Source organism: Paenibacillus sp. S02 (genome assembly GCF_019454065.1).
Taxonomy (GTDB): Bacteria; Bacillota; Bacilli; order Paenibacillales; family Paenibacillaceae; genus Paenibacillus; species Paenibacillus polymyxa_B.
The window spans coordinates 4,112,146-4,139,092 of the sequence record NZ_CP073682.1; the positions used below are offsets into that span (position 1 = coordinate 4,112,146).

The 26,947-nt window shown below is 43.1% G+C and carries 20 protein-coding genes and 1 pseudogene; 7 read left to right on the forward strand and 14 right to left on the reverse strand.

The features are described from left to right. The first annotated feature begins 67 nt into the window (after nt 1-67). The gene (locus KAI36_RS18240; RefSeq protein WP_029515385.1) at nt 68-1,147 is read left to right on the forward strand and encodes a M42 family metallopeptidase; all 1,080 of its coding nucleotides are present in this window, start codon (nt 68-70) and stop codon (nt 1,145-1,147) included. 99 nt (nt 1,148-1,246) lie between these two features. On the opposite strand, the gene KAI36_RS18245 is transcribed toward KAI36_RS18240, so the two are convergent. Beyond that, nucleotides 1,247-1,963, reverse strand: a complete 717-nt coding sequence (locus KAI36_RS18245) for a metal-dependent hydrolase (protein ID WP_013311208.1) — start codon at nt 1,961-1,963, stop codon at nt 1,247-1,249. A gap of 351 nt (nt 1,964-2,314) precedes the next feature. Here KAI36_RS18245 and exlX point away from each other — a divergent pair, with 351 nt between their 5' ends. Both exlX and KAI36_RS18255 read left to right on the forward strand, forming a co-directional pair. Next, nucleotides 2,315-3,028 carry an expansin ExlX gene (exlX, locus tag KAI36_RS18250; protein ID WP_023989541.1) on the forward strand — a complete coding sequence of 238 codons (714 nt, stop codon included), beginning with the start codon at nt 2,315-2,317 and terminating at the stop codon, nt 3,026-3,028. 224 nt (nt 3,029-3,252) lie between these two features. After that, nucleotides 3,253-5,514, forward strand: a complete 2,262-nt coding sequence (locus KAI36_RS18255) for a helix-turn-helix domain-containing protein (RefSeq protein ID WP_220025639.1) — start codon at nt 3,253-3,255, stop codon at nt 5,512-5,514. Between the two features lie 126 nt (nt 5,515-5,640). Here KAI36_RS18255 and KAI36_RS18260 read toward each other — a convergent pair whose 3' ends face one another. The 5 genes from KAI36_RS18260 to KAI36_RS18280 all read right to left on the reverse strand — a co-directional run bounded on the left by KAI36_RS18260 (nt 5,641) and on the right by KAI36_RS18280 (nt 11,328). Then, nucleotides 5,641-7,182, reverse strand: a complete 1,542-nt coding sequence (locus KAI36_RS18260; RefSeq protein ID WP_220025640.1) for an extracellular solute-binding protein — start codon at nt 7,180-7,182, stop codon at nt 5,641-5,643. Between the two features lie 111 nt (nt 7,183-7,293). Beyond that, complete coding sequence (locus KAI36_RS18265) at nt 7,294-8,187, reverse strand: carbohydrate ABC transporter permease (protein ID WP_013311212.1); 894 nt, start codon at nt 8,185-8,187, stop codon at nt 7,294-7,296. A gap of 18 nt (nt 8,188-8,205) precedes the next feature. Next, nucleotides 8,206-9,201 carry an ABC transporter permease gene (locus KAI36_RS18270; RefSeq protein WP_023989544.1) on the reverse strand — a complete coding sequence of 332 codons (996 nt, stop codon included), beginning with the start codon at nt 9,199-9,201 and terminating at the stop codon, nt 8,206-8,208. 234 nt (nt 9,202-9,435) lie between these two features. After that, nucleotides 9,436-10,212 (reverse strand): NAD-dependent epimerase/dehydratase family protein, encoded by a 777-nt coding sequence (locus KAI36_RS18275; protein ID WP_220025641.1) that lies wholly within the window; start codon nt 10,210-10,212, stop codon nt 9,436-9,438. A 228-nt stretch (nt 10,213-10,440) separates the two neighbouring features. Continuing rightward, entirely contained in the window at nt 10,441-11,328 is an 888-nt protein-coding gene (locus KAI36_RS18280; protein WP_220025642.1) for a DMT family transporter, read from the reverse strand. 217 nt (nt 11,329-11,545) lie between these two features. Here KAI36_RS18280 and KAI36_RS18285 point away from each other — a divergent pair, with 217 nt between their 5' ends. Continuing rightward, the gene (locus KAI36_RS18285; protein WP_220025643.1) at nt 11,546-12,295 is read left to right on the forward strand and encodes a YdcF family protein; all 750 of its coding nucleotides are present in this window, start codon (nt 11,546-11,548) and stop codon (nt 12,293-12,295) included. 102 nt (nt 12,296-12,397) lie between these two features. Here the strand turns inward: KAI36_RS18285 and KAI36_RS18290 are convergent, their stop codons facing one another. Next, nucleotides 12,398-12,859: a 2-thiouracil desulfurase family protein gene (locus tag KAI36_RS18290; RefSeq protein WP_220025644.1), complete on the reverse strand. Its 462-nt coding sequence runs from the start codon at nt 12,857-12,859 to the stop codon at nt 12,398-12,400. A gap of 318 nt (nt 12,860-13,177) precedes the next feature. Next, nucleotides 13,178-13,324, reverse strand: a pseudogene (locus KAI36_RS18295) (sigma factor); the annotation flags it as partial. A gap of 203 nt (nt 13,325-13,527) precedes the next feature. Between KAI36_RS18295 and KAI36_RS18300 the strand changes: the two are divergent. Both KAI36_RS18300 and KAI36_RS18305 read left to right on the forward strand, forming a co-directional pair. Next, nucleotides 13,528-14,157, forward strand: coding sequence for a TetR family transcriptional regulator (locus KAI36_RS18300; RefSeq protein WP_220025645.1), 630 nt, complete (start codon nt 13,528-13,530; stop codon nt 14,155-14,157). Next, nucleotides 14,154-15,128 (forward strand): alpha/beta hydrolase, encoded by a 975-nt coding sequence (locus tag KAI36_RS18305; RefSeq protein ID WP_220025646.1) that lies wholly within the window; start codon nt 14,154-14,156, stop codon nt 15,126-15,128. Before KAI36_RS18300 ends, KAI36_RS18305 begins: the two co-directional genes overlap by 4 nt. A 362-nt stretch (nt 15,129-15,490) precedes the next feature. Here the strand turns inward: KAI36_RS18305 and sigK are convergent, their stop codons facing one another. After that, a complete protein-coding gene (sigK, locus tag KAI36_RS18310; RefSeq protein WP_013311218.1) occupies nt 15,491-16,192 on the reverse strand; it encodes an RNA polymerase sporulation sigma factor SigK in 702 nt (233 codons plus the stop codon). Between the two features lie 279 nt (nt 16,193-16,471). Continuing rightward, entirely contained in the window at nt 16,472-16,822 is a 351-nt protein-coding gene (locus KAI36_RS18315) for a hypothetical protein (RefSeq protein WP_258296580.1), read from the reverse strand. A gap of 238 nt (nt 16,823-17,060) precedes the next feature. Between KAI36_RS18315 and KAI36_RS18320 the strand changes: the two genes are divergently transcribed. Beyond that, on the forward strand, nt 17,061-17,570 hold the full coding sequence (locus KAI36_RS18320; RefSeq protein ID WP_220025648.1) for a discoidin domain-containing protein: 510 nt from the start codon (nt 17,061-17,063) through the stop codon (nt 17,568-17,570). 55 nt (nt 17,571-17,625) lie between these two features. Here the strand turns inward: KAI36_RS18320 and KAI36_RS18325 are convergent, their stop codons facing one another. The 4 genes from KAI36_RS18325 to KAI36_RS18340 all read right to left on the reverse strand — a co-directional run bounded on the left by KAI36_RS18325 (nt 17,626) and on the right by KAI36_RS18340 (nt 26,712). Continuing rightward, nucleotides 17,626-22,212 carry a fibronectin type III domain-containing protein gene (locus KAI36_RS18325; protein WP_220025649.1) on the reverse strand — a complete coding sequence of 1,529 codons (4,587 nt, stop codon included), beginning with the start codon at nt 22,210-22,212 and terminating at the stop codon, nt 17,626-17,628. 193 nt (nt 22,213-22,405) lie between these two features. Next, entirely contained in the window at nt 22,406-23,284 is an 879-nt protein-coding gene (locus tag KAI36_RS18330; RefSeq protein ID WP_220025650.1) for a hypothetical protein, read from the reverse strand. A gap of 213 nt (nt 23,285-23,497) precedes the next feature. Beyond that, nucleotides 23,498-24,967: an Ig-like domain-containing protein gene (locus tag KAI36_RS18335; RefSeq protein ID WP_220025651.1), complete on the reverse strand. Its 1,470-nt coding sequence runs from the start codon at nt 24,965-24,967 to the stop codon at nt 23,498-23,500. Nucleotides 24,968-25,239: 272 nt separating this feature from the next. Next, a complete protein-coding gene (locus KAI36_RS18340; protein ID WP_220025652.1) occupies nt 25,240-26,712 on the reverse strand; it encodes a carboxypeptidase-like regulatory domain-containing protein in 1,473 nt (490 codons plus the stop codon). Nucleotides 26,713-26,947 lie beyond the last annotated feature (235 nt).

Consider the following 26,947-nt stretch of genomic DNA (forward strand, 5'->3'; position numbering starts at 1 on the left):
ATACAAATCCATTCATACTGAATACATGACGACCACTGGTTAATTAATAAGGAGTGAGGTATGCATCATGGAATCAAAAACATTGGAATTGTTTAAAACCTTAACGGAGTTTCCTTCCATTCCTGGACATGAACGTGAGTTGCGGGCATGGGTTAAGGAACGGATATCCGGTTATACCGATGAAATCGTGCAAGATCGATTGGGGAGTCTTTTTGGGGTGCTACGCGGTCAAGAGAGTGGACCACGAGTAATGGTGGCAGGCCATCTGGATGAAGTCGGTTTTATCGTGAATGGTATTACGGAAAATGGAATGATTCGTTTTCAGCCGGTTGGAGGCTGGTGGAGCCAAGCCATTATGTCACAACGTCTTCAAGTATTAACTCCAAAAGGCCCAGTTATCGGTGTAGTTGGCTCTGTCTCGCCTCATTTGCTGGATGAATCGCAACGCAGCAAACCTATGGACATCAAGCATATGTATTTGGATATCGGCGTAGACAGCAGACAAGAAGCGCAAGATCTGGGGATCGTACCAGGAACAGCCATTGCGCCGATCTGTGATTTCACTCCACTTGCAAATCCTAAAAAAATCATGGCTAAAGCGTGGGATAACCGCTACGGTGTAGGCTTGGCTATTGAACTGCTTGAAGCGTTACATAAAGAAAAAGACAAGCTTCCCAATACATTGTATGCGGGGGCCACTGTTCAAGAGGAAGTGGGACTGCGTGGTGCACGCACAGCGGCCAATCTGATTCAGCCGGATATATTCTTTGCACTGGATTGCAGTGCGGCCAACGATATGGGCGGCGACCCGAATGCTTACGGGCACCTCGGTAAAGGCGCACTGCTGCGGGTATTTGATCCGGGTATGATTACACATCGCGGGATTGTGGAATACGTGCAAGACATGGCGGAAACTCACAAAATCAAGTATCAATATTTCATCTCCACAGGGGGAACCGATGCAGGTCAAGTGCACTTGAGCGGAATTGGCGTGCCATCCACCGTCATAGGCATCTGTGGACGATACATCCATACTTCCTCGTCCATTATTCACACTGATGATTATGATGCAGCCAAAGAGCTGATCATCAAGCTGGTTCAAAATCTGGATCGTACAACGCTGAATACCATTATTGAACGAGCTTAAGGCGTAACAGAGAATCGCAATCTATAAAAAAACAGTCAAGACACGTACAACGTGCATTGACTGTTTTTTTAATTTAATAGAAACAAAAGATAGAACATATCAAATCAAATGCTTATAACGAAGCAAAGCAATCACTACAAGTACAGTAGTTAAAGCAATGCAGACGTTTTCTACCTTAGCTCCCTTCCGGGTTCCAGTACTCATCAATTTAAATCGCAGCTTCCATTTAAACGGCGGCAAAGGTTTAATTCCATTATTCGTCAAGGAATCTGCCAGTAAATGCAGCAAGTACGCCATACCTCCAGCCAGCCATATGCTGTCACCGTGCAAACGTGTCGTACCATAAAGCAGCGCAGTCCATGCGACGGTTCCGTATACCGTATGTGTCAACCCCCGATGTGGGACTAGCGTACAAATGATCAGCAGACACCCGGCGATATAATTCCAAGGTGCATATGATTCTCCATACCAGGCTAGGCCGATACCAATTAAAAAGATAATAACCTTCCGCATGGATCGTGAAGGCATAAAAGAAGCACTGATCATCAGCAAAGCCAACACAAGATTCCATGGAGGTGGAGCCAAACGGGTAAAAAATACCCAACCAGCAGCCCCAATCATTAAAAGCTGTACGAGCCTAAGCATTTTGGTTGGTAGCGCTCGGCTCACGAGCATGGAGTTAGGCTCGTCAATATCCGGCAACAGTGAACCGACCACAGCAGCTGCCACGGCAGCCGGGGTCACTTCGTATCCACTTAGAGCTAATACCGACAGGGAGACCCCGGTTCCAATAATCAAATGGGCTCTTCCCATCATGGTGCAAAACATCCTTTCATTGCAGCATACAACAGAGTTCAACATCACTCCATTTGAATCAGCATGATTCGATTGTATACGACAAACAAAAGGAGAACAATAGTTCGCTTATTCTATTTAAAAGACTTCATTCAAAAGTCCTAGTTTCGTCCCCATTACTTAATCCTCCCTTATTCTTTATCTGTACAACCATTTCTTAAAAAACACGCCATATGGCCTATGAGTATCTTGACAAACATCTTCAATATTTTCTTTTTGCCTCAAAGTCCTATTGTACAATTTGAAATATTAGGTAATATAGTGTTTATATTTACTATATGAATCTATTAAATGAATAAGGAGGAAATGATTATGCAAAAAAAATCGACGTTTCGAAAGTTCAAAACCATCGGTCTGACATCGTTGCTAAGTCTTGTATTATTCGCCCTTCCCGCTTCAGCTGCTTGGAATGATACATACACGGGGTACGCCACATATACGGGATCAGGTTACTCTGGAGGGGCATTACTGCTTGATCCCATCCCTTCGGATGCCAAAATTACAGCACTTAACCGCACACAACTGAATTATAACGGAATCAAAGCTGCATTAGCTGGAGCCTATTTGGAAGTTCAAGGTCCCAAAGGGAAAACAACCGTATATGTAACTGATCTTTACCCCGAAGGTCCAAGTGGCGCGCTCGATCTGTCCCCAAACGCGTTCAACCTGATTGGAAATCAAATAGACGGAAAAATCAATATTTCATGGAAAGTTGTCAAAGCTCCGGTTAACGGCAATGTCTCCTACCGCATTAAAGAAGGCAGCAGCCAATGGTGGGCAGCCATTCAAGTACGCAATCATAAATATCCGGTCTTGAAGATGGAAGTCCAACAAAACGGACAATGGCTCAATCTCGAAAAACAGGATTACAACCACTTTCTAGGTACTAACCTAGGAAAACAACCTCTGAAAATACGGATTACGGACATTCGTGGTGTCGTGCTGAACGATACAATCCCAGCTCTAGCGGAAAATGGTACAGGTGGAGCCTATATCGTTAAAGGTAACGTTCAATTTCCTGACTAATTGCAGTACCGTCATCTTTCTTCTTTTATTTGAATAGACAAACCCGGCCGGGAACCGACGCAATCCAATGCGTATAAGTGTTCCTGGCCTTTTTACGAAAAAATCATTATTTTTCACAAAGAATCGGTTTATTCACTGTCCTGTTCACAAGATCACACGTATAATGAATACATAAATAGGGTGTACTTTACAGCTACGTGCACACAGACAGGAGGCCTGTTCATATGAGCAATTTCAAAAAGCATCACAAGCTTCACAGCAAATTGCTGGTCAGCATTACGTTATGTATTACGCTAACGTTGCTGGTATCCACCACCGTGTATTATTTTTACTATATTCGCGTGGAAAAGGAGCAGGCATTCGAGGCCAATCACAACAGCTTGACGTTGAGAAGCAGAGAGGTTATTAACATGACATCTATTGCTCAATCGTTGGCATTCCAAATGTATCGCAGCAGTACCCTGTCCAAGTTGTTGTATTATCCAAAACCTAATGTATATGATGTAACCGCTGCCATGACCGAATTGAACAATTATCTTAACTCCATGCCGTATATCGAATCCATCTACGTGTTTAACCCTAAAAGCGGCACCTTCTACATTGCATCCTCACAAGGTCAAAACGGGTTATTCAGCAAACATGAACTGGCTGATACAGATATCATTCGCGTGCTGGATCATTATCAGGACTATAAACCCTTTACGCCTATTCCACGCACGTATCCGCTGCTGTCTGCCTCAGACTCCAGAGCTGAAGTAGAGCAAGCAAGCCCAGATATCGCAGCCTATACGTATTTATGTTATGACGCAATTAACTCGAACGAAGCAATAAATTCGGCTGTGATTGTGAATGTGTCGGCGGCATGGATGAACAAGGAAATGGCGGCGAATCCAATCTCAGGCGGGACCGCTTATATTTTAGACGATCAAGGTAGACTGTTGTCTGGTACAACACTGACAGACGAAACTTTGAACGAAAAAGAACAGCTATGGCTGCACACGAGAGTCAAAAAACAAGAAACAGGCTATTTTGTAGAAGACTTTCATGGTAAAAGATCACTCATTTCCTACACCTCTCCGGATGGACTAGGTTGGCAGTATATTAGTGTCACACCATATGAAAGCGTTATCAAAATGGCGAGTGTTATTCGTAATGCGATGTTACTGATAGCCGCCATCATTGCATTGGCAGGATTCGTGGCTTCGTGGCTGCTGTCCAAAATGCTGTATACGCCTATTGGCCAAATTGTTGTGCATATGAATTCACTGGAATCGGAGAAACGAAACAGTATGTACACGATCCGGCAAAACATTTTAAGAAATGTGATCCGGGGAATCCGAAATCTTCCTGCCGGTGAAGAACCGGAACGATTGCGCGAGCTTGGGATTACGTTCCAGTTTGACAAAGACTACCGCCTTGTGCTGCTGCGCATAGATGAATATACCCGATGGCAAAGCGAACGTGGACCTGATCTGCTACCTTATAAGTTTGCAATCATGAACATTGCTTCTGAAATATGCGGACAGACGTACCAGGTGGAGACCGTTGATATGGATGAGGACAGTGTGCTGCTGATGCTTAACATTCTCGATCCCGCAGAACATACAGACACTGTACTGCTAGAAACCTTATTACGCCAAATACGTGAAGCTTGCTTTGAATATTTGAAGCTGAGCGTTTCACTGACTTACAGTGCCATCACAAGTCAACCAGAACGGCTGCATCTACTGTATCGCCAAGTACAAGACGCATCTATGCACCGATTTTTTCAGGGGCACAGATGCATTATTAATGCGCAAAACACTACAGAGGAGGATATCCAAAATACTTACGTATATCCAGCCGATAAAGAGAAAAAAATGCTAGATATGCTACTGTCTGGTCATACGGAGGATGCACACAGTATGTTCAAAGAATTATTGATGCATATGGAAAAATATCCTTTTTCCTCTGTTCAAGTGGCGATATCCCGGCTCATCATGAGTGTAAATAATGCTGTTCGGCATATCAGTGAGCTCAATGGATTTGCTATAGAATCTAAACCTGAATTACCATCCGCAGATCGGTTAGAGACCGCTGAGAATCTTATTGATCATTATCAATTGGTCTTTGATCATGTTCGCTCCAGTCTATCGGAAAAACGAAACACGAAGCAGGAACGACTGGTACGGCAAATTAATGAACGAATGGAGCAAGCCTATACGGATCCCAATTTTTGTCTCAATCAGATTGCGGAAGAGCTGGATATGTCGCCGATCTATGTCAGCAGGCTATATAAGCAACAGACCATGTCAACTATCGTGGACGTCATCCAACAACTTCGTATTCGCAAGGCCTGTGAGCTGCTGGAACAGACCGACTGGTCCGTAGCTGACGTAGCAGAACAAACCGGATTTGCGAGTAGCTCTTATTTCCATCGTATGTTCAAACGTAGCTTGGGCGTAACACCGACAGATTTTCGCCGTTCTAAAGCAAATGCGCAATAAGTAAACTGCTCTACACGCCTGCTCCGAGAACGGAACATTGCTCTCAAAAAAATAGACTGACATTAAAAAAGCAAGCCTCCAACTTTCTGGAGACTTGCTTTTTTCTTTATCACAATTCTTTATGTTTTATTTAATCCCCTTCTCCTTTACATAGGCTTCCCATTGTTTTGTATATTCGGTTTGAATTTTCTCCAAACCAGCTTGGTTTGCCTTTTGCAAGAAGGTCTGCAAGCCTTGATCTACATTGTCGATCAGTCCAGCTTGGAGCGGATACAGATATTGCTTCTCAACCTGTTCTAGAGCTGCTTTTTCTGCTTGGTAGGTTGTGTAGTCCTCTGCAAAGCCGGTAAACAGGTCAGGCTTCTGGATTTTATCCAGCTCGGCAAAAATTTTCTTCACACGGTCAAAGCCAGAATCAAACAGCATGTATTCCGGATTACGCCAAGCCCAACTGTTCATACCTTCGCGTGAAAATCCATTAGAACTGCCGCTACCTATCATATGATAGTAACCATCTTTGACTTCGTAGTTTTTGCCTTCAATACCATATTGCGTGAGCAAGTTATAGCGTTTGTCCGTCACAAGCTTTTCATAAAAAGCTAATGCGCGCGCCGGATTTGGGCTGCTTTTTGGAATCGCAAAGCCATTATGAATCGGATGCACTGGAGTTGCATAACCTGTTGTCAAAGGGAATGGGTAGTACTCGAGCTTCCAGTCCGGGTGAGACGCTTTGAGCTTAATGACCATATCATTAAACCGGGTTGGATTGTCACCGAAAATACTCGCTGCTTTACCAGAAGTCACTTGATCCTGAAGCGTATCTTTTACGTTTAATACGTTTTTGGGAATGAATCCTTTATCGGCCCAGCGTTTGTAAGTGTTCAGCTCTTCCTTTTGTTCATCCGAGCCCCAAAATTTATATACCTCTGTTGGTTTTTCGTATTTAATACCGATACCGTAAGGCAGTGTGCCCACGCTCTTCGTTACTAATTCGGTATATCGATCATGCAGATTTCCCTTGATATCGCTGTTCAGAGATACGGTTTTCATATTTGGCTCATGCTGACGTATCCCATCCATATAAGCCTCATAACTTTTCATATCTGTCGGTTTAGGCAAATTGTACTTCTCACGTAAATCCTCACGCCATACAAAACCGTTTGTGACATATTCTTTATATGTGCCAGGCACGGTATAAATTTTGCCTCCGATTTTAACCCCGTCCCACATGTCCTGAGGCACAAATTTTTGCAAGGCAGGTGCAGCCTTAGGCAGCAGATCGTCTAGCGGCAGGAATGCGCCCTTCTTGGCATAGGCCTGATACTGCGTCCAATCTGCAGTGAAGATCAGGTCGATAGGCTGACCCGAAGACAATAACAGCTTATATTTTTGATCCCAGTCTGTCCACGTCGTATAGTTAAATTTGACGGTGGCATTCAGATCTTTTTCCGCCAACTTATTGATCTCTGTCTCAATGGTAGACAGATCCTTAGGAGCATCACCCAGCATATAAAATTGTAGCTGCACTTTCTGGGATTTATCATCCTCTCCATTTGCTTTTTGAGCGCTGTTTCCACTACCTCCTCCACATCCGGCTAATAGCGCCGTGATGACCATTACTGCAATCAGGATGGACATGCGTTGTTTTCTTTTCTTTGTGAATGTCATGTGAATCCTCCCTTTGAAATGGTAGTCTGATTAAATAAAACGCTTACAAAGAGTGCTATTTAGATGGCACAACGTCAGCACGTCATGCCATCACAGTCCTTGAGTGCCACTTTAGCCTTTTACCGCACCAATGGTCAATCCCTTAACAAAATAGCGCTGTACGAACGGGTACAGCAGCAAAATAGGTCCGGTAACCACGATTGCCATTGCCATTTTCGTCGATTCTGTCGGCATATCGTTGGAAAGGGTTACGCCAGTACCTGCACCCATTTGAGCGATAAATTGCATGGAGTTAATTACATTATACAGATAATATTGCAACTGGTATTTATGCGGATCGTTAATAAAGAGTGAGGATGAGAACCAGTCATTCCAGTAAGCCAAGGCCAGAAACAGCCCCACAGTGGCAATACCCGGTGTAGATAAAGGCAACACAATTCGATAGTAAATTTTAAAATCACCCGCACCGTCAATTTTAGCGGACTCGAACAGCTCTTCCGGCATGGAGGAACGAATGAAGTTTTTCATTAAAATGATCAGAAACGGAGTCATCAATCCCGGGAAAATAAGCACTGTATACGTATCAAGCAATCCTAAATACTTCGTCAGCATAATGTACCAAGGTACCAAACCGCCTCCGAACAGCGTCGTAAAGTAAATATAGAATGAAAACGCATTACGGTATTTAAAATCTTTGCGTGCCAGCACATATCCTGCCATCGTCATTAGGAACAGGCCCAACGTCGTACCTACAACCGTGGTGAAAATCGTCACCCCGTATGCCCTTAACACTTCTTCAGGAAAGGTGAACACCGTCCGGTAACCTTCCAGTGAGAATTGCTGTGGTATAAAGTGATATCCATCCCTGATAATCGATTCATTACTGGTCAGTGAAGCCGAAATAATAAGTAGGAACGGAAGTAAACAAGCAATGGAAGCAATAATGATAATCACATAAGAGATAATTTTAAAAATTCGAGTGTATACATCCTCTTTGATCGCCATCCGTTTGGGTCCTCCTTTCTAGAATAAGGCATACTCGTCGTTCAACTTGCGGATGATATAGTTCACGGTCATGATCAGTACAAAGCCGAACAATGATTGGTATACGCCTGCCGCCGAAGCCATACCCACATCAAAAGTCACTTTCAGCGAACGGTACACATAAGTGTCCAAAATATCCGTCGTATTGTACAGCACCCCATTGTTGCCGATTAACTGATAGAAAAGATCAAATTGTCCTTTCATAATACTACCAAGCGCAAACAACAGCAGCACAACGAATGTCGATTTAAGCATCGGAACGGTAATGTACCAGATTCGTTGAAAAATGTTGGCCCCATCCATTTTAGCTGCCTCATAATATTCGTCACTGATACCAGTAATCGCTGCTAGATAGATCACCATGCTGTAGCCGAGATTTTTCCATAAATAGAACAGGATAATCAGGAAAATCCATACCCATGGTTTGTTGTATACATCCACGCGTTCACCACCAAATTGCAGCAGCAGCGTATTCAGGAAACCATTATCATAGTTAAATATGTTATACACAATGACACTTAGAATAACGAAAGAAACAAAATAAGGCAGGAACATCACGGATTGAGCGATCTTTTTAAAGTAGCGGCCTCGCAGCTCATTCAGCAAAATAGCGAGAACAATCGCTAGCACGTTACCCAGTAAAATAAACGCTGCGTTGTATCCGACCGTATTCAATGTCAGTTTTGTCAGCGTGCCGGATTGCCATAGAAAGCGAAAATTTTGGAGTCCGACGAACTTGGCATCAAACAGACTGGTATTAAAGTCGAACTGGGTAAATGCATAATAAATACCCACCATAGGAATGTAGGAATTAATGAAGAAAAAAATTAAAGTGGGCAACAACATCAGAAATAATACCCGATTGCGGAACAGTTCATAGAAAAAACCGTGTTTCCTACCCGTTCCCAGCCTCTTACCGTTCAGGCGGGAATCCGTTGTAAGCATTGCAGAATTTTTGGGCATAGGCTGATTCAATGTGAGTCACTCCCCCTCTGTATACGTTACCGACAGCAAGGTTTGTAGCACCGCCGCCGTATAACTATATTTTATGTAAGCGCATTCAAAATGAAAAGTGAAGCCTCTCATGCTTCATGAACAAAGGAGTGTCCTGAGGAGTGAACAATTCGGATATTTGTGAAGTTTTGTGTAATATGAGGCGTCTAATCGACGCCTTAAGCCCATTCACAAAGCATATTTGAACGATCTACTCTACTCCTTTTGCCCACCCTGGAATGTGGTTTCATCCTGTTTTACCCGAAATCCGATTTTCTTTGCCTGTTCCAGCAGCTCGGCGGCGTTATCCTGCGGCTTATATCCGATTTGTTCTTCCAAGTAGCCAATGTCATAATAATTATCCGTATTGGCTGACGTACCGTATAAATTAAGATAACTCATCTCCGGACGAGCTTCGATACAGCAGACGGTCAGACGGATCATATCGCGCTCGGAGATCCAAATATGAGCTGCGCGCTCCGAATGGGGCCGATCATCCCCAGGAAAATTTCCGATACGGATATTAATTGAAGATATTTTGCCCTGATCGGCATACAGTCGTCCCAACAGTTCAATGTAGCACTTACTCAATCCATAAAAACTGTCTGGTCGGTAGGGATCTTCTACATCTATGCTTTCGCCTACTTTATAAAACCCTGTGGCATGATTGGAACTGGCAAAAACAATACGTTTTACCCCATTTTTCACCGCAGCTTCATACAGCTTGTAGGCTCCACTAACATTGCCAGACAGCACTTTGCCGAGGAAATCCCCTTCATCCTTGATCCATGCAAAATGCAGTACCGTATCCACTCCGCGCGTCAGCTCATCCAGTCGTGCAGCATCATGTATATCCATTTCCACAATCCCTGCCTCTTCATCCCTCTTCACATCAGCGGCGGTTATTTCATATTTATTTTCCGCTTGTAGCCCTTCATACAATACTTTCCCAATTGTACCTGCCGCACCTGTAATCAACAATTTTCGTGCCATCGTCCGCATCTCCCTTCTTTGCTTGGTTGTATGCTGTCATCCATATCATAATCTTAACCAACTCCCTAGGGAGGAAACCCATTAAACTCTCCAATTAGGCAGGTCAAAGCCCACCTAGCTGTGTCTCCTGTGGGCATATAAAAAGGGACCCTGCTACTGTGCAAGAGTCCCTTGTTGTTACTATGTTACAAGTTCTATGTTTTAATCTCTTGGTTTCAACTACTACGTTCAAGCTTGTCGTACTACTCTCGCTCTGCGATTAACCAAATAAATGCTAAGCCCGATTAAAATCAACCCGATAAGCAGGAAAGCCGTAATCGCTTCGCCCAGCACCAACGAGCTGACAAACACCGAGATCACAGGCACCAAAAACGTATAAGACGCAACCTTACTCGCATCCCCTGAATTAACAAGTGTGAAATACAGCAACCAGGAAAGTGAAATTCCCAGCACCGTGCCGAATATCAGCCCTGACACATACGGGACATTCCATACGATATCTGACCAGCTTTCCGTCACCGTTCCAGCTCCCGTCAGCACAATGCCTCCCAGTGTACATTGAAATGCAACCAGCCACAACGAATCGACACGCTGGTTTACCTTTTTCACATATACCGTTCCCAATGCCCAGCTCACGGCTGTAATAATGGCGATGATTACACCTGCCACAGCCACATGTCCTGAAAATCCGCCGACACTGACAGCTGCAACGCCCAAAAATCCGATGACCAATCCAATCACTTTGAGTCTGGACATCGCTTCCCCTAGCCACATCCATGCAAAAATGCCGACCAGCACAGGCTGGAGATATACCAGCACAGAAAACAAGCCGGAAGGGACGTACATTAGTCCCACCGTTTGCAGACCATAAAACAGTACCACGTTAAAAATACCTGAAATAGCATACACCCGCCAATTTTCTTTCCAACGAATGCGATTCCATCTCGGTACTAAAATCACTCCCAACAGTAGTCCGCCCAGCAGTGTACGTAGTCCCGCAAACAACAGTGGAGGTGTGAATTCCAATGCGACTTTATAAATGGGCCAAGAAATGCCCCATAATACAACCAGCAGCGCGATCATCATTATCCGCTTGGCTGTCGTTAACTCTCCCATGACGCTCTCGCTCCTCTATGAAAAAAATCACTAGACTTTATATACTACGCCTACAGAACAACTTTATCAAACAAAAAATATGTATTGGAAAGCTCCACCTTTCATGCCCGCTTGTTCATCAGGGTATGTCTTCGGACGGAGGAATCCAGTCATTTTCCTATGTTACAATATACCAAAAAGATAGATAAAGCTTATAAGGATAGGAGGTTGTCTGCACTTGATTTATATCATCAAATTTTTGTACAGCTTTGTGCTCCCTCCCGGTTTGTTCATCCTGGTGATGGCAGGGCTCGTGATCTGGCTATGGAAAAGGGCACGTATACCTGCGGTCGTACTGCTTCTTGTCACATTGCTGCTGTATGTTTCCTCGACCAATTTGGCTGGAGATTTGTTAATCAGTAGCCTGGAAAAACAGTACCCACAGCCCCGTACCGTTCAAGGCGATGTCATTGTCGTACTTGGGGGCGGAGCCACAGAAGGAACCCCCGACATCAATGGACAAGGCAATCTGCTAGGATCTGCGGCCAATCGTCTGCTCACTGCGGCCAGATTGCACGAAGCAACAGGCTTACCCATTCTTTTCTCCGGCGGGCAAGTGTTTGGAGACAGTGGTAATGAAGCGAATATTGCGCAAAGGCAGCTACTAGGACTCGGTATTCCGGCAAAGGACATCCTGATCGAAAACCGTTCTTTGAACACACAGCAAAATGCCGTATATACATCGCAAATTTTGGGAAAACATCAACTCACTAGACCGGTTCTGGTGACCTCCGCTTTCCATATGCCACGTGCTGCACTGGAATTTCAGCGTGCAGGCATGCAGGTCATAGCTTATCCTACCGACTATCTGGCAAGTGAAAAGCTGTCACTGTATGCTGGCAAGCTCTCGCCGTCTGCTGGGGCCATGTCTACAACCGGAACAGCCCTCAAGGAATACCTAGGAATTCTTGCATTAAAGCTTAAATAATGTGATGTCTAATTGTATAGCGGCACACAGCACAAACAAGCGTCTTGCGCTCGCAGGTATAAGCCTGTAAGCTAGCAAGGCGCTTGATCTACCATTTCATATTTAATCCAAGAAAATATCCGATATTTGTTCTTCCGATATGACCTTAAAGCCTTCCTTTTTTAACAAAGCCGAGGTTACCCCGTTACCTGCTATTTTACGGTTTTCGAATGACCCATTATATATTGCTGCTGATCCGCAGGACGGGCTGTTTTCTTTTAAAACAACAAATGTTGCGTTAACCTCTCTGGCTATATTCAGGGCTTCGTACGCACCTCTAATGTACATATCGCTGACATTGTTGCCTGAAAACTCGACCACCTTGGCTGTGCCGTTCAGCACATCCTCCCCTGTCCCTCCAACAATCTCAGCAGGCTCTCTCGGAGTCACAAAGCCCCCCAAAAGCTCAGGACAGATTGTCATAGCCTTCTTTTCCTCTACCAACTTCTGAATATGTACATCCAGGCTATCCGTCCCGTTATATCGTACCTTCATGCCCGCCAAACACGAACTTACCAGAATCATTAGTTCCACCTCATATCCATTGCATTCACTATTAAGTAGTTAAAGTATAAACAAATTTTCTCGTAGAGTCATCGTGCGAAAATTTAGGCTCGCCACTACGTCCGCGTTCCGTAAGATATTCGTCCAGCTGATCGCCATAATCATAATCATGATCCTGCACTCTACCCATACCCTTTTGAACTCTGTTTGAAATACAAATAATGAAAAAAGGCCCTGATTAGGGCCTCAAGCGGCTTCATATATCTCCTTATCCATTACCCCTTTTGTTTGTAAAACTCATGGTACAACTTCATCAGCGCGCGCTTTTCAATTCGTGACTTCCTTTTCAGTCCCTATAGGATCGTGGAGAGATACGTCTTTGCGTGTTTTTTTCAGAGATCGCAAATGCATCAGGATTTCATTTTCTATACAACGGGCTGCAAATGTTGCCAGCTTGGTGCCTTTCCCGGTCCGAAAGCTTTCAATGTACTCATCCAAAATAACCTGATAAAAACAAGCCGGAGGCGCATGTTGGGTAGCACTACGGCTTATTTTTATTGTTGAGGTTCACCCTGCTCGTAAGTAAGATAAATTCATTCTTGCTATAAGTCGTAATTTAAGATATATTATTAATTAAATAATCAATCATTTAATTAATGAAAGTTTAGTTTAAAGAGAGGGGAATACATTTGGCAAGACCCATCAATGAAGAAAAAAGACTGGAGCGGCGTAAACGTATCCTAGAAGAAGCTGTTGTCCTGTTCGCAGAAAGTGGATATTCTAATACCACAACGGCAATCATTGCGCAGAGTGTAGGAGTGACTCCTGGAACCATTTTTCAATATTTCCCTAGCAAAGAAGCTTTATACTACGCCGCTGTTCTTGAGCCGCTTGCTGATATTCAGGCGAAATCGCTTGCTTGTCTACAACAAGAGGAGACTCCGGGCGTATTGATTAAGAACATGGTGGCAGAACAATTCAACCATATCTACTTCTATATAAATGAATTGCGGCTTGTTCAATCTGTCTTAGGACAACGAATAAGATTCCCTGAACTTACACAGAAGGTCCTTGAAAGTATAAAGGTAATGACAGATGCGATCGAATGCGTCTATGCCAAGGGACAGTTAATGGGAGAATTCAACAAAAGCTTTTCTCCAGCAATGATCTCTCGTGCCTATATCTCTTTCTTAAATGGAGTGGCCTTAACTCTTGCAGAAAGTATTATTCATCATCCCGAGTGGGAAAATCTGAAGGGGCATGCCTTTTATTTGTTCGCCCCCATACAACCTAAAGAAGAACTGGAGGAGTCTGAATGAGTCAGGCATCATTACAACCCGATCTGACATTTAACGTTCGTGTGAAAAAACGAAAGAAAATTTTATGGAGCCTAGGGATCGTGCTTTTGCTTGTGATGGCTCTTGTATTTTTTATATCTTATAAAGTAGTAGACACCTTGTTGCACCATCCTAGAGACACTAATGTCAGCTACGAATTGAATATGGATAAAACTCCCTACGAAGAGGTCGAGTTCAAGAGTTTGAAAAATGATAATACGATTAGAGGTTCCTTCTTTCCTGCAAGTGGTCTTCCTGGTAAATCAAGTAATAAGACGATTATTGTCGTCCATGGATATACGAGCAATCGTTTAGTCAAAGGGCGGACCCAAAAGTTAGTAGAGCATTTCGTTCCGAAAGGCTACAATGTATTGGCATTTGACCTCAGCTCACAAGGTAAATCCGATGGTGATTTGATTACACTGGGCTTCAATGAAAAATACGATTTGCTAGGAGCTGTAAGCTATTTAAAATCCAGAGACCATACGGGTGATAAGATTGGAGTTATCGGCTTTTCAATGGGTGCTGCTACTACTTTGCTGGCCGCAAGTGAAAATGATGACATCAAAGCCGTAATTGCAGATAGTCCTTTTCGTAATGCTGGTCTATTTCTGAGAGAGGGTTTGCCCTTCTTTTCAGGTTTACCTGCATTTCCATTCAGTTATACATCGACATGGATGGCAAATTGGGCCTTTAAGGTTGATCTTGATTCCATATCTCCTATGGATGCGGTAAAAAAGATGCAAGACAAGCCAGTTATGCTCATTCATGGTACTGGAGATCAGCAAATTAGTTATAAAAATACAGAAATTATTTACGAGTCCTTAAAAGATAACCCAAAAGCAGAAGTATGGTACCCGCAAAATACGGAGCACATCGATGCCATCAACCATTACCCCACTGAGTATTTCAAAAGAGTAGATCGCTTTTTGGATGAGTATGTAGGAAAATAAATTCAATCCAAGAGAGCCAACTAGCGAAGGGGCTTGTCCTGACGAAGTAAAAACACCCAATAATATCAAGCATTTTTAGCCTGTAGTGTAGAAAACCACTACAGGCTTTTATTTGCGTTTTAAATGAAAATACATAGCAAAATAGTTATTATTTAAGCGAAAAAAAACAGTGTACGAGTACTGAGCATGTTGATAAAGACAAAAGACAAGCGTATGCTGTTCACTGATCAGGAGAAGATCCTTTTTAGAGATCATTTGAACAAAGACCCTGAATCGAATTAATCAGCGTTCTCTACAAGAGCAAAAAAGAATAGTTCAGCCCTGTTAAGGGCCTCAAGCGGCTTCATATATCTCCTTATCCATTACCCCTTCTGCTTGTAAAATTCATGGTACAGCTTCATTAATGCACGCTTTTCAATGCGGGACACATACGAACGCGAAATCCCCAGCTCTCTGGCAATTTCCCGCTGTGTTCGTTCCTCTCCTCCGGCTTCCAGGCCGAAACGGCCAATCACCACTTCTTTTTCACGCTCATCTAAAATATCCAGGTTGCGATAGATTTTACTCTTCTCGATTTTGAGCTGTACTTTATCTACAATATCGTCCGCCTCGGTGCCGAGGATATCAATCAAAGTAATCTCGTTGCCTTCCTTATCAGTCCCTATAGGATCGTGGAGAGATACGTCTTTGCGTGTTTTTTTCAGAGATCGCAAATGCATCAGGATCTCATTTTCTATACAACGGGCTGCAAATGTTGCCAGCTTGGTGCCTTTCCCGGTCTGAAAGCTTTCGATGGCCTTGATCAGTCCGATGGTGCCGATGGATATAAGATCCTCCAAATCTTCGCCGGTGTTATCAAATTTTTTCACAATATGGGCCACCAGCCGTAGGTTATGCTCAATGAGTGTGTTACGGGAGTGTGCATTGCCTTCGGCAAACAGCTTTAGGTGTCGAGCTTCCTCTTTCTCAGTCAATGGCTGCGGAAAGGCGTTGTTTTTCACGTAGGAAACGAGTAGCGTCAATTCCTTGATGAACAGAGCGATAGCGCTAAATAGTCCGGGCACGGATGACACCTCCTGAGGTAGTTGCGAACTTACCGGCCTTTGTTACTTACCGGGCTTGCGGTCTGTTTATTGTATGTAGGCAGGTGCCCATCCGTGCCTGTACTCCGAAAACTGCTCCGTAACAATTTGCCGGATATCTTTCTGGAGCAACCTCCAATACTTAATTCGAAGCGTAGAGATCTCTTCGACACAAATCAACGCACTCCATATAGCCAGAGGGAAACCCGGGATAGCTTTACATTATTCATCACTGTCTATCTCCTTTTCTTATGTAGAACACTAACTTCTTTCTAAATATGACAATGGGAGTAGAGAATAGACCATTGTATCTCCATCTTCATCTCGTTTTAAAATAATAGCAAACTCAGCACCATTACTTTCATCGCCTCTTGGCAACGGAAATATCATAGCCGGACAACGCAACTCATAATTATGAGGAAATTCTTTTCGAAAGCTCTCTAAAGCATAATTCAAAATCGCATCTATTTTGTCGGTGAGCACCTTAAATCCACCTATTACAAAATCATTATATTCTTGGGAAGCGGTGTACTTCTCAAATAATTTTCTTTTATATTCCTCAACAGTACTAAAACAAACTTCCCAATCCAAAGGGAATATGCCATCTCCCAAATAATAAGTGTATATTTTCATATTCTATCCATTTCCTTTCTCGCACCTCAACTAGTTATTTATATTCTAAACATGCAACCCCCCGCCCGCAAATGAACTTGCTATTATGATATTGGACCGCTTAAACACTAGTATGCATTCCATCATCAAGGAATATATTCATAGAGAGTTTCATATAAATGATATGAATCAACCTTTTCAACACATTCAAAAATTAAACTTAAGGAGGAATTTCAACATGGCAAAATTCAGTCAAAATCCAGACGATTATACTTTTTCCGTGGATCCTGTTGTTATAGCAGAGGAAAATGTTTCAACGAACGGAGATTCTAAAAATACTTTTCCGAAAAATGTTTTAATCGATAATAATCTCTATTGGGAAAGCAGTTTAAACGGTAAAGGTGGAGAAATCATCTTCAAATTAGATACAGGTAAGACGATCAATGATATTCTTTTAGCTCAGCCAACTTCTCGAGCTTTTATACTTTCATTTTCTTTTTACGGCTCTAATGACGGAGAAAATTGGTTTAGGTTAGGTGAAGTCGAAACTTTGCCAACCACTGCAAAAACAACCTATCAATTTAGTAATGAGATTCCTTTTTCATATTATAAAATAACTGTACTTTCATCTGGGATGAGTAGTACAACCTCCTATTATGGTATACGATATATTCAGCTAAAAACCGCACTCATTAATGGTGTGCCTGCCTACAGAGCATCCAATATAAACCCCGCTATTGCGAAATAAGTTAAGTTAGTACACACAAAAAAAGGGGCTGGTCAACGCCGCCCCTTGATTCGTTCTATTTCATTTGAAGCATGTTATAAATCATCTCAGCCGCTTCCGCACGTGTGACCTCCTGCTTGGCACGGAAGCTACCATCTGGATATCCTTGTACTAAATTTATCTCGGTTAGACCAAGTACATCCTTTCTGGCCCACTCGACAATTTGAGAGGAATCCGAGTATGCACTGCTTTCTTGCTGTGGTGTAGCCTTGATAATGTTATTCACCATTTTAGCCGCCTGCTCACGGTTAATGACCCGATCTGGGCCAAATTCTCTATTACTAAACCCGCGAGCGACCTGATCTTTAATCGCCGTTTTGAGTAGATCAACGTACCACGCCGATGGATTAATATCCTCGAAGCCTAAAGTCACATCCGTTTCGAGCGGTAATTTCAAGGAACGGACCAGCATCGAAGTGAACTCCATACGCGTTACAGGTCTGTTCGGCTCAAATAGCGTGTGGGTTGTTCCCTTTACTATACCCAAATCGGCAAGCACATTTATTTTTTCTTTATTAAATATCCGATCAATGTCGCTAAAATGATTTGGCTTCTTCTCAACGGTTGAATCTTGAATGTGCTCTGTTTCTATCGGTTCCTTTATAACAGGCTGAATCGGTTTTACACTCTCCGCCCCTCCTGCTCCGCCACCTACGTCCACAGTATTAGCCGTTGTTTTTCCATGCGCTTGTTTTGCCTCTGTGCGTTTTCCTTGACTATTTTCTGCCCAAAGTTGAACTGTATACAACTGCTTCTCTTTAAGTTGTCTCCAGATATAGCTTCGATCCTTACCACGATATAGCTCTGTTCCTCCTTCACTGGCGAGGACGAAAATATCATTCTCATGGTCTGACTCCCAATGGATGATAAATTCACTATTCGTTGTTTCTGTCTTTGAAAACGCAAATGCTGGAGACGGCAGCGTCTCGACCTGACCTTCTGTCTGCTTACCTTCACCACTTGTGTTCACTGGCTTGATGGTAATACGATACACTGTAGAACTGTCCAATCCATCTACTTTAAATTCATGGGTGGTCGTATGACCGATAAGCACCTCGTTTTGGTAGACATTGTAAGAATCTGCACCCGGAGCTTCATTCCACTTAACAACCAAATTGGTATCTGTTACGTCTGTCACAATCAATCTATTGTCTGGTATTTGACCTGGCAACGCACGATACGTAAAGGGAGCTATATTACCTACCCCCGTTGTATTCATTGCTTGTATGCCAAACGAGTAAATCATACCAGGCTGGATATCTGAAAGCTTAATATGGGCATCTCTGGTGTTAAAAACTTCCCCCGTATCTTTACGGGTTACAGTATATTGAGAAGAGCTCTTGATTTCATCCCAGCTCAGTGAAATCTGGCCACCCTCAAGTTCTGTAACTTTGACATTTTGTACTTGAGGCGGAAGTGTCAGCAGTTCACCCCACGCTGGCTGGCTGAAGCCACCACTGTTACCGCTGCTCACTTGAAAATCGTAGTTTTCCCCTCCTGCTAAACCGGATACAACTACACGTGGTTCTGTACTGTAATAATCTTGACCATTGATCGTTACCTTATATTGAGTTGCCCCCTCAACCGGGGCCCACATCAATGTGGCATCGTGCTCACGAACATCTACAGCTGCAAGTTGTACAGCTGAAGTAGGTAGTGTTAATACGTTGATAGATGTATCTTTACCCGTACCACTTCGATTGTAGGCTCGTATTTTAATATTTGCAGACCTACCCGCTGGCAAGCCTTCAAAAGTATAAGAATGGATACCACGCGCAACCCGCACCTTCGGTTCATCATTCACATTCAAGATGTATCCGTCAGCCCCCTGCACATCTTGCCACGCAACACCGATAGCATACACATCCTTTGTCACACCCGATAATATAGTTACTCGATCAGGTAAAGTGATGACTCCCAGATGGGCATAGTCTCCGAATCCTGTTGCATTTTCAGCGGAAACGTTATAACCATACTCTGTTCCCGCCTGAAGATCACTATCGGTGAATTCTGTATACACATCGTTATAAACCGATACTTCGTCACGTTCTAGGGCGTAGTAGGTAGCAGTGATTACAGAATTCCACTTCAAGTCGATTCCATCTTCTCTTACAGTTACATTCCGAAATCCGTTCGGGCTGTCTGGTAGACTTAAAAAAGATACATGCTTTGCTGTACCCTCTCCAGTGTCATTAATAGCTGATACAGAAACATCGTAATATTTACCAGGCTTCATTCCCGTAATTGGATTATACACATCCTGTGTAACCGTATCCTTAAATATGATTTCTCCCGTACTTACGTCTGCTGCTGTAATATTATATTTGTTAGCTGATGAGACTGGCGTAAAGTCAGCCATGATTTCTGCAGAATGACGAGAGACAGGTCGTAACTGGATATGCTCAGGGGCATCAGGTAACGTTAATATATGGACTCGATTAGAATACGCATTACCTCCCACATGATTACTAGAACGCACTTCATATTCGTATTGCCGTCCTCCTTGTAGCCCTCTATCTGTAAAAGAATTTGTCGGATGCGTAACATCCCAAACCTCATTAGTTGTTAGATTTCGGACTGTATAAACGTAACCATTATCAAGACCAGACGGGAGAGTCCACTGCAAATCAGCTTCTGTATTTCGTATGGATGTCGCAGAGAGCACAACCGACTGGGGCTGCTTTTGAATGCGAAGTGCACTGCTGACCGTTTCATAAATGTTACCCACCCTGTCTTTGACCTTGGCATGAACATACCATTCACCTTCATCTGAAAGATCCATCTGGATTGTTGTATCGGCTGCAGCATTCCAGTTTTCTGGTGAATCAGGGCTGTTCGTGATTTTATACTGCATTGTGGATGACTCAATCCCCGAATGCTGATCGGCATATCGTATCCTCACATGAATATGGGTATCTTTCCATTCACGCGAATCCGGCGTCAGTTGGATCGTCGGTGGTTCCAAATCAATATAAGACATTGCAGATACCGGATCACTTCGATTCCCAGCTGCATCTACAGCTTGAGCAGTCACTTTTACGATACCCGAACCATTTAATATTCCAGACGAACCAGACACATAGGTGCCAGAACCCAATTGATATTCATAATGTACTGCTGTAGTATCCGTCGCACCCGATAGAGTAAACTGCACTGGCTTATTGGTATATCGGGTAGGTATCGTCACCTCGGAAAACGTAACTTTCGGAGGCGTTGGCTTGGTTCGATCAATCATGACCGATTGAGTCACGATTGGACTAGACACGTCGAGATTATTGATCGTCCGCGCTGATAATTCGTAAATCCCTTCTGCGTTTAATGTAAAAGTGCCATTGTATGTCTGCCATTCCCCTAATGGACCCAAGCGATATTGTGTTATCTTAATTCCATTTGTAGAGTCACTTCCTGAATCAATAGCAATATTCACATCACGGATCGTTGGCCCTGTCTCGCTAGCCCGGATGGCAGGAGCCGTCGGTCCTTTTTTATCAATGGTGACTTCTTTGCTTACTTCTTGGCTCACATTACCGACGCCGTCAATGGAGCGTGCATGTACCGTGCTTTTGCCATCTTTATTCACATGAAACACTCCATCATAGTCCTGCCAATCTTGATTCACAACGCCCGTCAAACGAAATTGAGTATGGGCTATTCCAGAATAATCGTCTGTTCCCGGTTGTAATGAAATGGTATAGTCATTACTGTTTCCCGTTGCGTTTAGGATAGGAGGAGTTGGTGGCATCTTGTCTATTCGGACATTCCCGGAAGAAAGACCACTATACTGGTTATTCACGTCTACTGTCCGGGCATAGATCGTATTTACACCGTGATCATATACAGTAAAGGGACCTGTATATGGCTGGAATGCTCCTCCATTCAGGCTATATTCATAGTATTTTAGTCCTTCAGGAGCCACGTCCCCATTTATCCACACGGTTACAGGTTCTTTGGTCCATCCTGTGATCGCTTGTCCCTCTGTACCTGCATGGATCTGAGGTGGTTTAGGCATGAAATCTGACTTGGGAATAACACGGATTCCAAACTTGGATATTTCATTGCTTGTCTGTTGGTTAGTTCCCATCGCTCTGAAATATCGAACATCCCTTAGTGTAATATAGTCGGTGATATCTACCCATTTTCCCTGGTAAAATTTATCGGCGTAGAATTTCGTTACACTAGTCCATGTATATAAGTTCGTTCCGTTAGGCCTCCAACTGTCGCCTGCTGCGTTATTAGATGTATATATATCAGTATGATAAGACCCTTCAATGTAAACAAAAATTCTATAATCAGAAGTCTTAATAGATCTTCCAATATCAATAAAACGTTCAGTCGGCTGCGTAGTACCATCACATTTATATCTTGCCGAACCCATACCAGTATATACTTCCGTTGCTCCTATCCCACTTCCTGACCAAGAGCCCCAACTGTCGCCTCCACCCGGCAAATTGTTTTGGCAAAAAGGGCCCCCAATGATCTCCTGCGTAGCAGCTGATACCCTTTCCGGAAATATGGGAATCATCGTTAATAGTAGGACTACAGCCAAAAATCCATACACCCACTTCCTATACTTCCTTACCTTTCGCTTATTTTTTCGATACATACACTTCTCCTTACTTTATTTTATTTTCAAAGAGTTTTACAAACTCGCTTCGGGTAAAATAGAAAAAGCACCTCAAACGAAGGCGTTAATGCCTAAGTTTGAGGTGCTTCCTCTATATCACGAGTATGTTTTGAAGCTATTATACTTCGTTCCAAGCAGGTTGTAAACAGAACTGACAAATTATTTGAAGGAGTTAATGAACCTGAACGCTTAATTTCCGAAAAAATCCTCGCATATTCTGCATGTAAGAATCCTGAGTAGCGGAAGATTCCTTAAGAAGATTTTGCATACTGTTCATAAAAGCAGAAGCTGATGTCGTATCAGCTTTGTCAAACCGATTGTTTAGCGGTGTGTTATTGAGCAACTCAGCGTTCTGTCCCGTACGTTCCTTGTATTTCTCAATCCAATCGGGATGTTGAGGAACCTTTTGCGCAAAATTTAACAGCTGGCTCAGCCCATTTCCTCCACCTTTAATATCATTCATGTACGCAGTATATTTTTGAGGATCGACCTGCTTCATCACTTCTGATAGCTTGACATAATCCTCAGGAGCACCTGACGGACGATCTATTGGAGTCGTGTAGCTAATATCTCCGGTCTCTGGATCAGTGGATCGTGTCAAAGCAATACTAGCAATCTGGTTCATGGTTTCCAGAAACTCTTTGGCCTTGTCGCCTTCCATGTAATGATCAGCAATGTACTTGGATTGGGTAACCCCCATCTCCAGCAGCACAGCTCGTTGACTCTCATCCGTTACTGTTCCGTCGACGATAAAATTAGATTCAATCATACTGTACACTGCATTAGACACTTCTTCTGGCTGACCTTCCAAAACCCGGTTTAATGAATCATTGATCTGTGTTGTACCGAAATACTTGGCAGCCTGTGATACAATAGCTCCTTCGGCCAACTGTCTGCCGGCTTCACTGATCTCCACGGAGTCTTGAACTACCACTCTAGAGACCTGTTCTTCATGAAGCTGGGGTGGTGGAGCTTGCTTGCTTGTCGGATTGATCCGTAAGCTACTTGCATTAAGAATCGCTTGCTGTGCTCTAAGAGGTCCAAAATTCATTCTATTTCCTCCTGTCATGTTTGTAACAGGCAATCTAAGGCGTATGTATAGTGTAATGTGATCCTGTTTCTATATATATCGGACAAAGCATATATGGAATGAACATATGCTTTGTCCCAAAAATGAACAAATATTGAAACGAACTACTTTTGTTTCAGATATAAAATATTCAAGCAGCAAGTTACATTAAGTGTTAGCTTAATAACCCGTCCATCAGCCGCCATAAATACTATAGGCAAAGTGATATACAATATCTGTGTCTATAATCGAAGTACCTGACACCTGAACGGCTACCCCTGATAGATCATAGTAGTGTGTAAAACTGATGGCTCCAGACAGGTATTCCGCTATGCTTCCAGTGGAAGATGGCAGGGAAAGAGTCACACTAAAGGCTCCATTCTGGTCCGTATAAGCTGTGCCTGTACGAGTACGATTCCCGCTGCTTTCAGTCCAGTTCTGATTCAACCATGTCACATCAACAGGCGCATTTGCTACTGGATAACCATCAGTTGTCTTAACGACACCCTTCACAGTAAAGTTGCTGCGTTGATTAACCCGATAATGACGACCATATGAGTAGTTCGGATAATCATTAGGGCCATTAGGAGAATCATAGCCGGTAATTTCAATTTTGCCCGCCCGAAGCACCGGCTTCAGTGTAAGTGTGTACAAATGATTGGGTGAATACTGATTAGTTGTGTACACTCGCACATAGTAGGTTCCTGTATTTAAGCTAACATTATGGTTCGTTTGCGGCAAAAGCACCATTTGGTTTCCGGTAAGAGCTCCGTAGACTTCCGCTTTGTAGCCATAACCGTCCGAAACACTGTCAAGCTTTACGTTCAAAGCATCATAATTGCGGCTGGCAGGGATCGTAACTTGGTACCAGTCATTATCAATGCCTGAATGAATGGAGCGTGAATTAAGCGATGAACCGCCCGTACTAAAGGTAAAGTTATAGGCATGGAAAGCACTCTCATCTGGTTCATATGCATCGTAGCTGGAACTTGTATCGACCGTTAGATAGAAAAGATCATTGATGCTGGAACCCTTTTTGGCATGAACAGCAATCGCATAGGCCTTTTCATAACCGGCAGTGTTGCGGGTTCCTACGTTTTCAGGAAGTGAGGCAGCCCCCTGTTCATAATTGTTAAAATAAGTACCATAGGTGGATGCGTCAATGGCATTAGGATTAATGTCTCCTGTCGTCATATCAAATTCATATAAGTATAAGTCATAGTCAAGCTGGGCTGAAAATGGACCATCCAACTGGGACTGCAACAATTCACCAGGCTGCAAATAGATCGGATATAAAAATTGTGTGCCTCCCTCTTGCGTAATCGTACCGGAATACGTAGCAGAGGAAGCTGTGGCTGATGCAGCCATTGGGCTTGCCTTCAGCGCAGAAACATTTTCCCTTTTCAATGAGGTTGTTTCTGGTGTCTTAAAGTTGAGGTCTTCCTTCATTGCATAAACCGAAGACGTAATACTTTCTGGTTTGTCTGCCCGCGTTAAATGCTTAATGATGTCTTCGTTTACAGTTGTTAGCTGAATCTCGGATTCCGCCTTAATCGCTTGATCCGATGCTGCCTCCGTGCTTTCACTCGCATTCGCAGTCATTCCGAAAGCAAACAGGAGCATCATGCTTAACATCACTGCAATAGCCTTTTTGAACCTCTTCATACTGAAATCCCCTCTCAAATGGTTTAAGGAATTCCCGCTATCCCCGGATAAACCAGGGTGATTTCTAGGCTGTATGGCTCTATCATAAATCATCTTTGGTTCTATTGGAATATATTATGCAAAACAATTTCTATTTGTAATCTACGAAAACAAGACCATTTTCTTATCCTTGGTGAATAAACATGAAAAGTCGCCCTTTCAGAAATGGAAAGCCTCAGCTAACCATTCAAAAAAAGCGACTCTCATGAATCAAAACTACATTAAAGCATATCTTAATTTCTCAAGCTGTAAGCAAACAGATAAACAATGTCCGTCGCACTAATCGAAGTTCCATCGACCTGAGCCGCTACTCCTGTAAGATCATAATAGTGTGTGGAACCAATTTCACTTATATAATCTACATTTTTTCCTGTCGATTGCGGAAGAGAAAGGGTCACACTGAATTTACCGCTATCATCGGTGTACGTAGAAGCCGTTCTCGTACGGTTACCGCTGCCCTCGGTCCAGTTCTTATCCAGCCAAACGACCGTGACAGGCGCATTGGGAACCAGTTGACCATCTGTTGTTTTCACAACACCGTTCACGATCAGACTGCTGCCTCCGTTAATACGATAATGACGACCGTAAGAATACGTCGGATAATCATAATAGCCATTGGAGTTATAGCCGGTAATTTCAATTTTGCCAGCTCGAAGCACTGGTTTAATCGATAGTGTATACAAATGGTCGGCTGAATACTGACTTGTGCTGTACACTCGTACATAGTAGGTCCCTGTGTTTAGGGTAACATTATGATTGGTTTGCGGTAGAAGCACCATTTGATTGTCAGTAAGAGCTGCATATACTTCCGCTTTGTACCCATAGCTTTCCGAAGTACTGTCCAGCTTCACATTTAATGCATCATAATTACGGCTGGCCGGTACTGTAACTTGATACCAATCGTTGTCTATAGCGGAATGGATGGTACGGAAGTTAATCGAGGAGCCTTTGTCGTTAACAGTAAAATTATAAGCATGGAAGGCACTGTCATCCGGCTCATAGGCATCATAGTTGGAGCTTACAGCTACAGTCAAATAGAAAAGGTCATTAATGCTAGCCCCCTTCTTGGCATGAACTGCAAGCGCATAAGCCTTTTCGGCTCCGATCGAGTTGCGAGCTCCTACGTTTTCAGGAAGAGAAGCAGCTCCTTGCTCATAATTGTTAACATAAGTCCCGTAGTTGGAAACGTCTATTGGATTGGAATTAATATCGCCTGTCGCCATATCAAACTCATACAGGTATAAGTCATAGTCAAGCTGGGCTGAAAATGGACCATCCAGCTGAGCCTGTAACAATTCGCCCGGCTGCAAATAGATCGGATATAAAAACTGTGTGCCTCCCTCTTCTGTAATCGTGCCGGAATATGTAGCAGTAGACGCAGTCGCTGCGGCTTTAGCTGATACTGATTTTGTGCTGGCTTTGAGCGAAGGGGTAACTCTCTTTTTCAATACAGATTTCTGTGGTGTCGCCAAGTTAATATTTTCTGTAATGGTGTACACCGAATCTGTGATACTGGCAGGCTTGTCCGCGCGTGTTAATTGTTCAATAACACTTTCCTTATTAGTTGTTAGCTGCACATTGGAAACTATTTGAATCGCTTGATCCGTCTTCACCTCTGGGCTTGCACTCGCGTTCGCCGTCATCCCGAATGAAAGCAGGAGCATTGAGCTTAGTGTAACTGAAATCACCTTTCTGAATCTTTTCATACTGAAATCTCCTCTCAAATGTGTTAAAGAAATTCAGCTATTCCCCAAATATATACAGGAAAATTCTAGGATGTATAGCTCTATCATAAAGCAATTCTGGTTGAAATGGAATATACTTCTTAAAACATTCTTATTTGTAATTCTATATGAATAGGTTTAGGTTAATCAACTTAATTTTGACACTATTTTTCCATAAAAATCCTACCATTCTCTTATTTATACGATATAATCAAAT

Coding starts and splice junctions, on each gene's coding strand:
- KAI36_RS18290 (WP_220025644.1), bottom strand. CDS start 12,859: ATGATTCTGGTAAGTTCGTGTTTGGCGGGCATGAAGGTACGATATAAC.
- KAI36_RS18240 (WP_029515385.1), top strand. CDS start 68: ATGGAATCAAAAACATTGGAATTGTTTAAAACCTTAACGGAGTTTCCT.
- KAI36_RS18255 (WP_220025639.1), top strand. CDS start 3,253: ATGAGCAATTTCAAAAAGCATCACAAGCTTCACAGCAAATTGCTGGTC.
- KAI36_RS18325 (WP_220025649.1), bottom strand. CDS start 22,212: ATGTATCGAAAAAATAAGCGAAAGGTAAGGAAGTATAGGAAGTGGGTG.
- KAI36_RS18320 (WP_220025648.1), top strand. CDS start 17,061: ATGGCAAAATTCAGTCAAAATCCAGACGATTATACTTTTTCCGTGGAT.
- KAI36_RS18275 (WP_220025641.1), bottom strand. CDS start 10,212: ATGGCACGAAAATTGTTGATTACAGGTGCGGCAGGTACAATTGGGAAA.
- KAI36_RS18260 (WP_220025640.1), bottom strand. CDS start 7,182: ATGACATTCACAAAGAAAAGAAAACAACGCATGTCCATCCTGATTGCA.
- KAI36_RS18280 (WP_220025642.1), bottom strand. CDS start 11,328: ATGGGAGAGTTAACGACAGCCAAGCGGATAATGATGATCGCGCTGCTG.
- KAI36_RS18335 (WP_220025651.1), bottom strand. CDS start 24,967: ATGAAGAGGTTCAAAAAGGCTATTGCAGTGATGTTAAGCATGATGCTC.
- KAI36_RS18265 (WP_013311212.1), bottom strand. CDS start 8,187: ATGGCGATCAAAGAGGATGTATACACTCGAATTTTTAAAATTATCTCT.
- KAI36_RS18340 (WP_220025652.1), bottom strand. CDS start 26,712: ATGAAAAGATTCAGAAAGGTGATTTCAGTTACACTAAGCTCAATGCTC.
- KAI36_RS18305 (WP_220025646.1), top strand. CDS start 14,154: ATGAGTCAGGCATCATTACAACCCGATCTGACATTTAACGTTCGTGTG.
- exlX (WP_023989541.1), top strand. CDS start 2,315: ATGCAAAAAAAATCGACGTTTCGAAAGTTCAAAACCATCGGTCTGACA.
- KAI36_RS18330 (WP_220025650.1), bottom strand. CDS start 23,284: ATGAATTTTGGACCTCTTAGAGCACAGCAAGCGATTCTTAATGCAAGT.
- KAI36_RS18245 (WP_013311208.1), bottom strand. CDS start 1,963: ATGATGGGAAGAGCCCATTTGATTATTGGAACCGGGGTCTCCCTGTCG.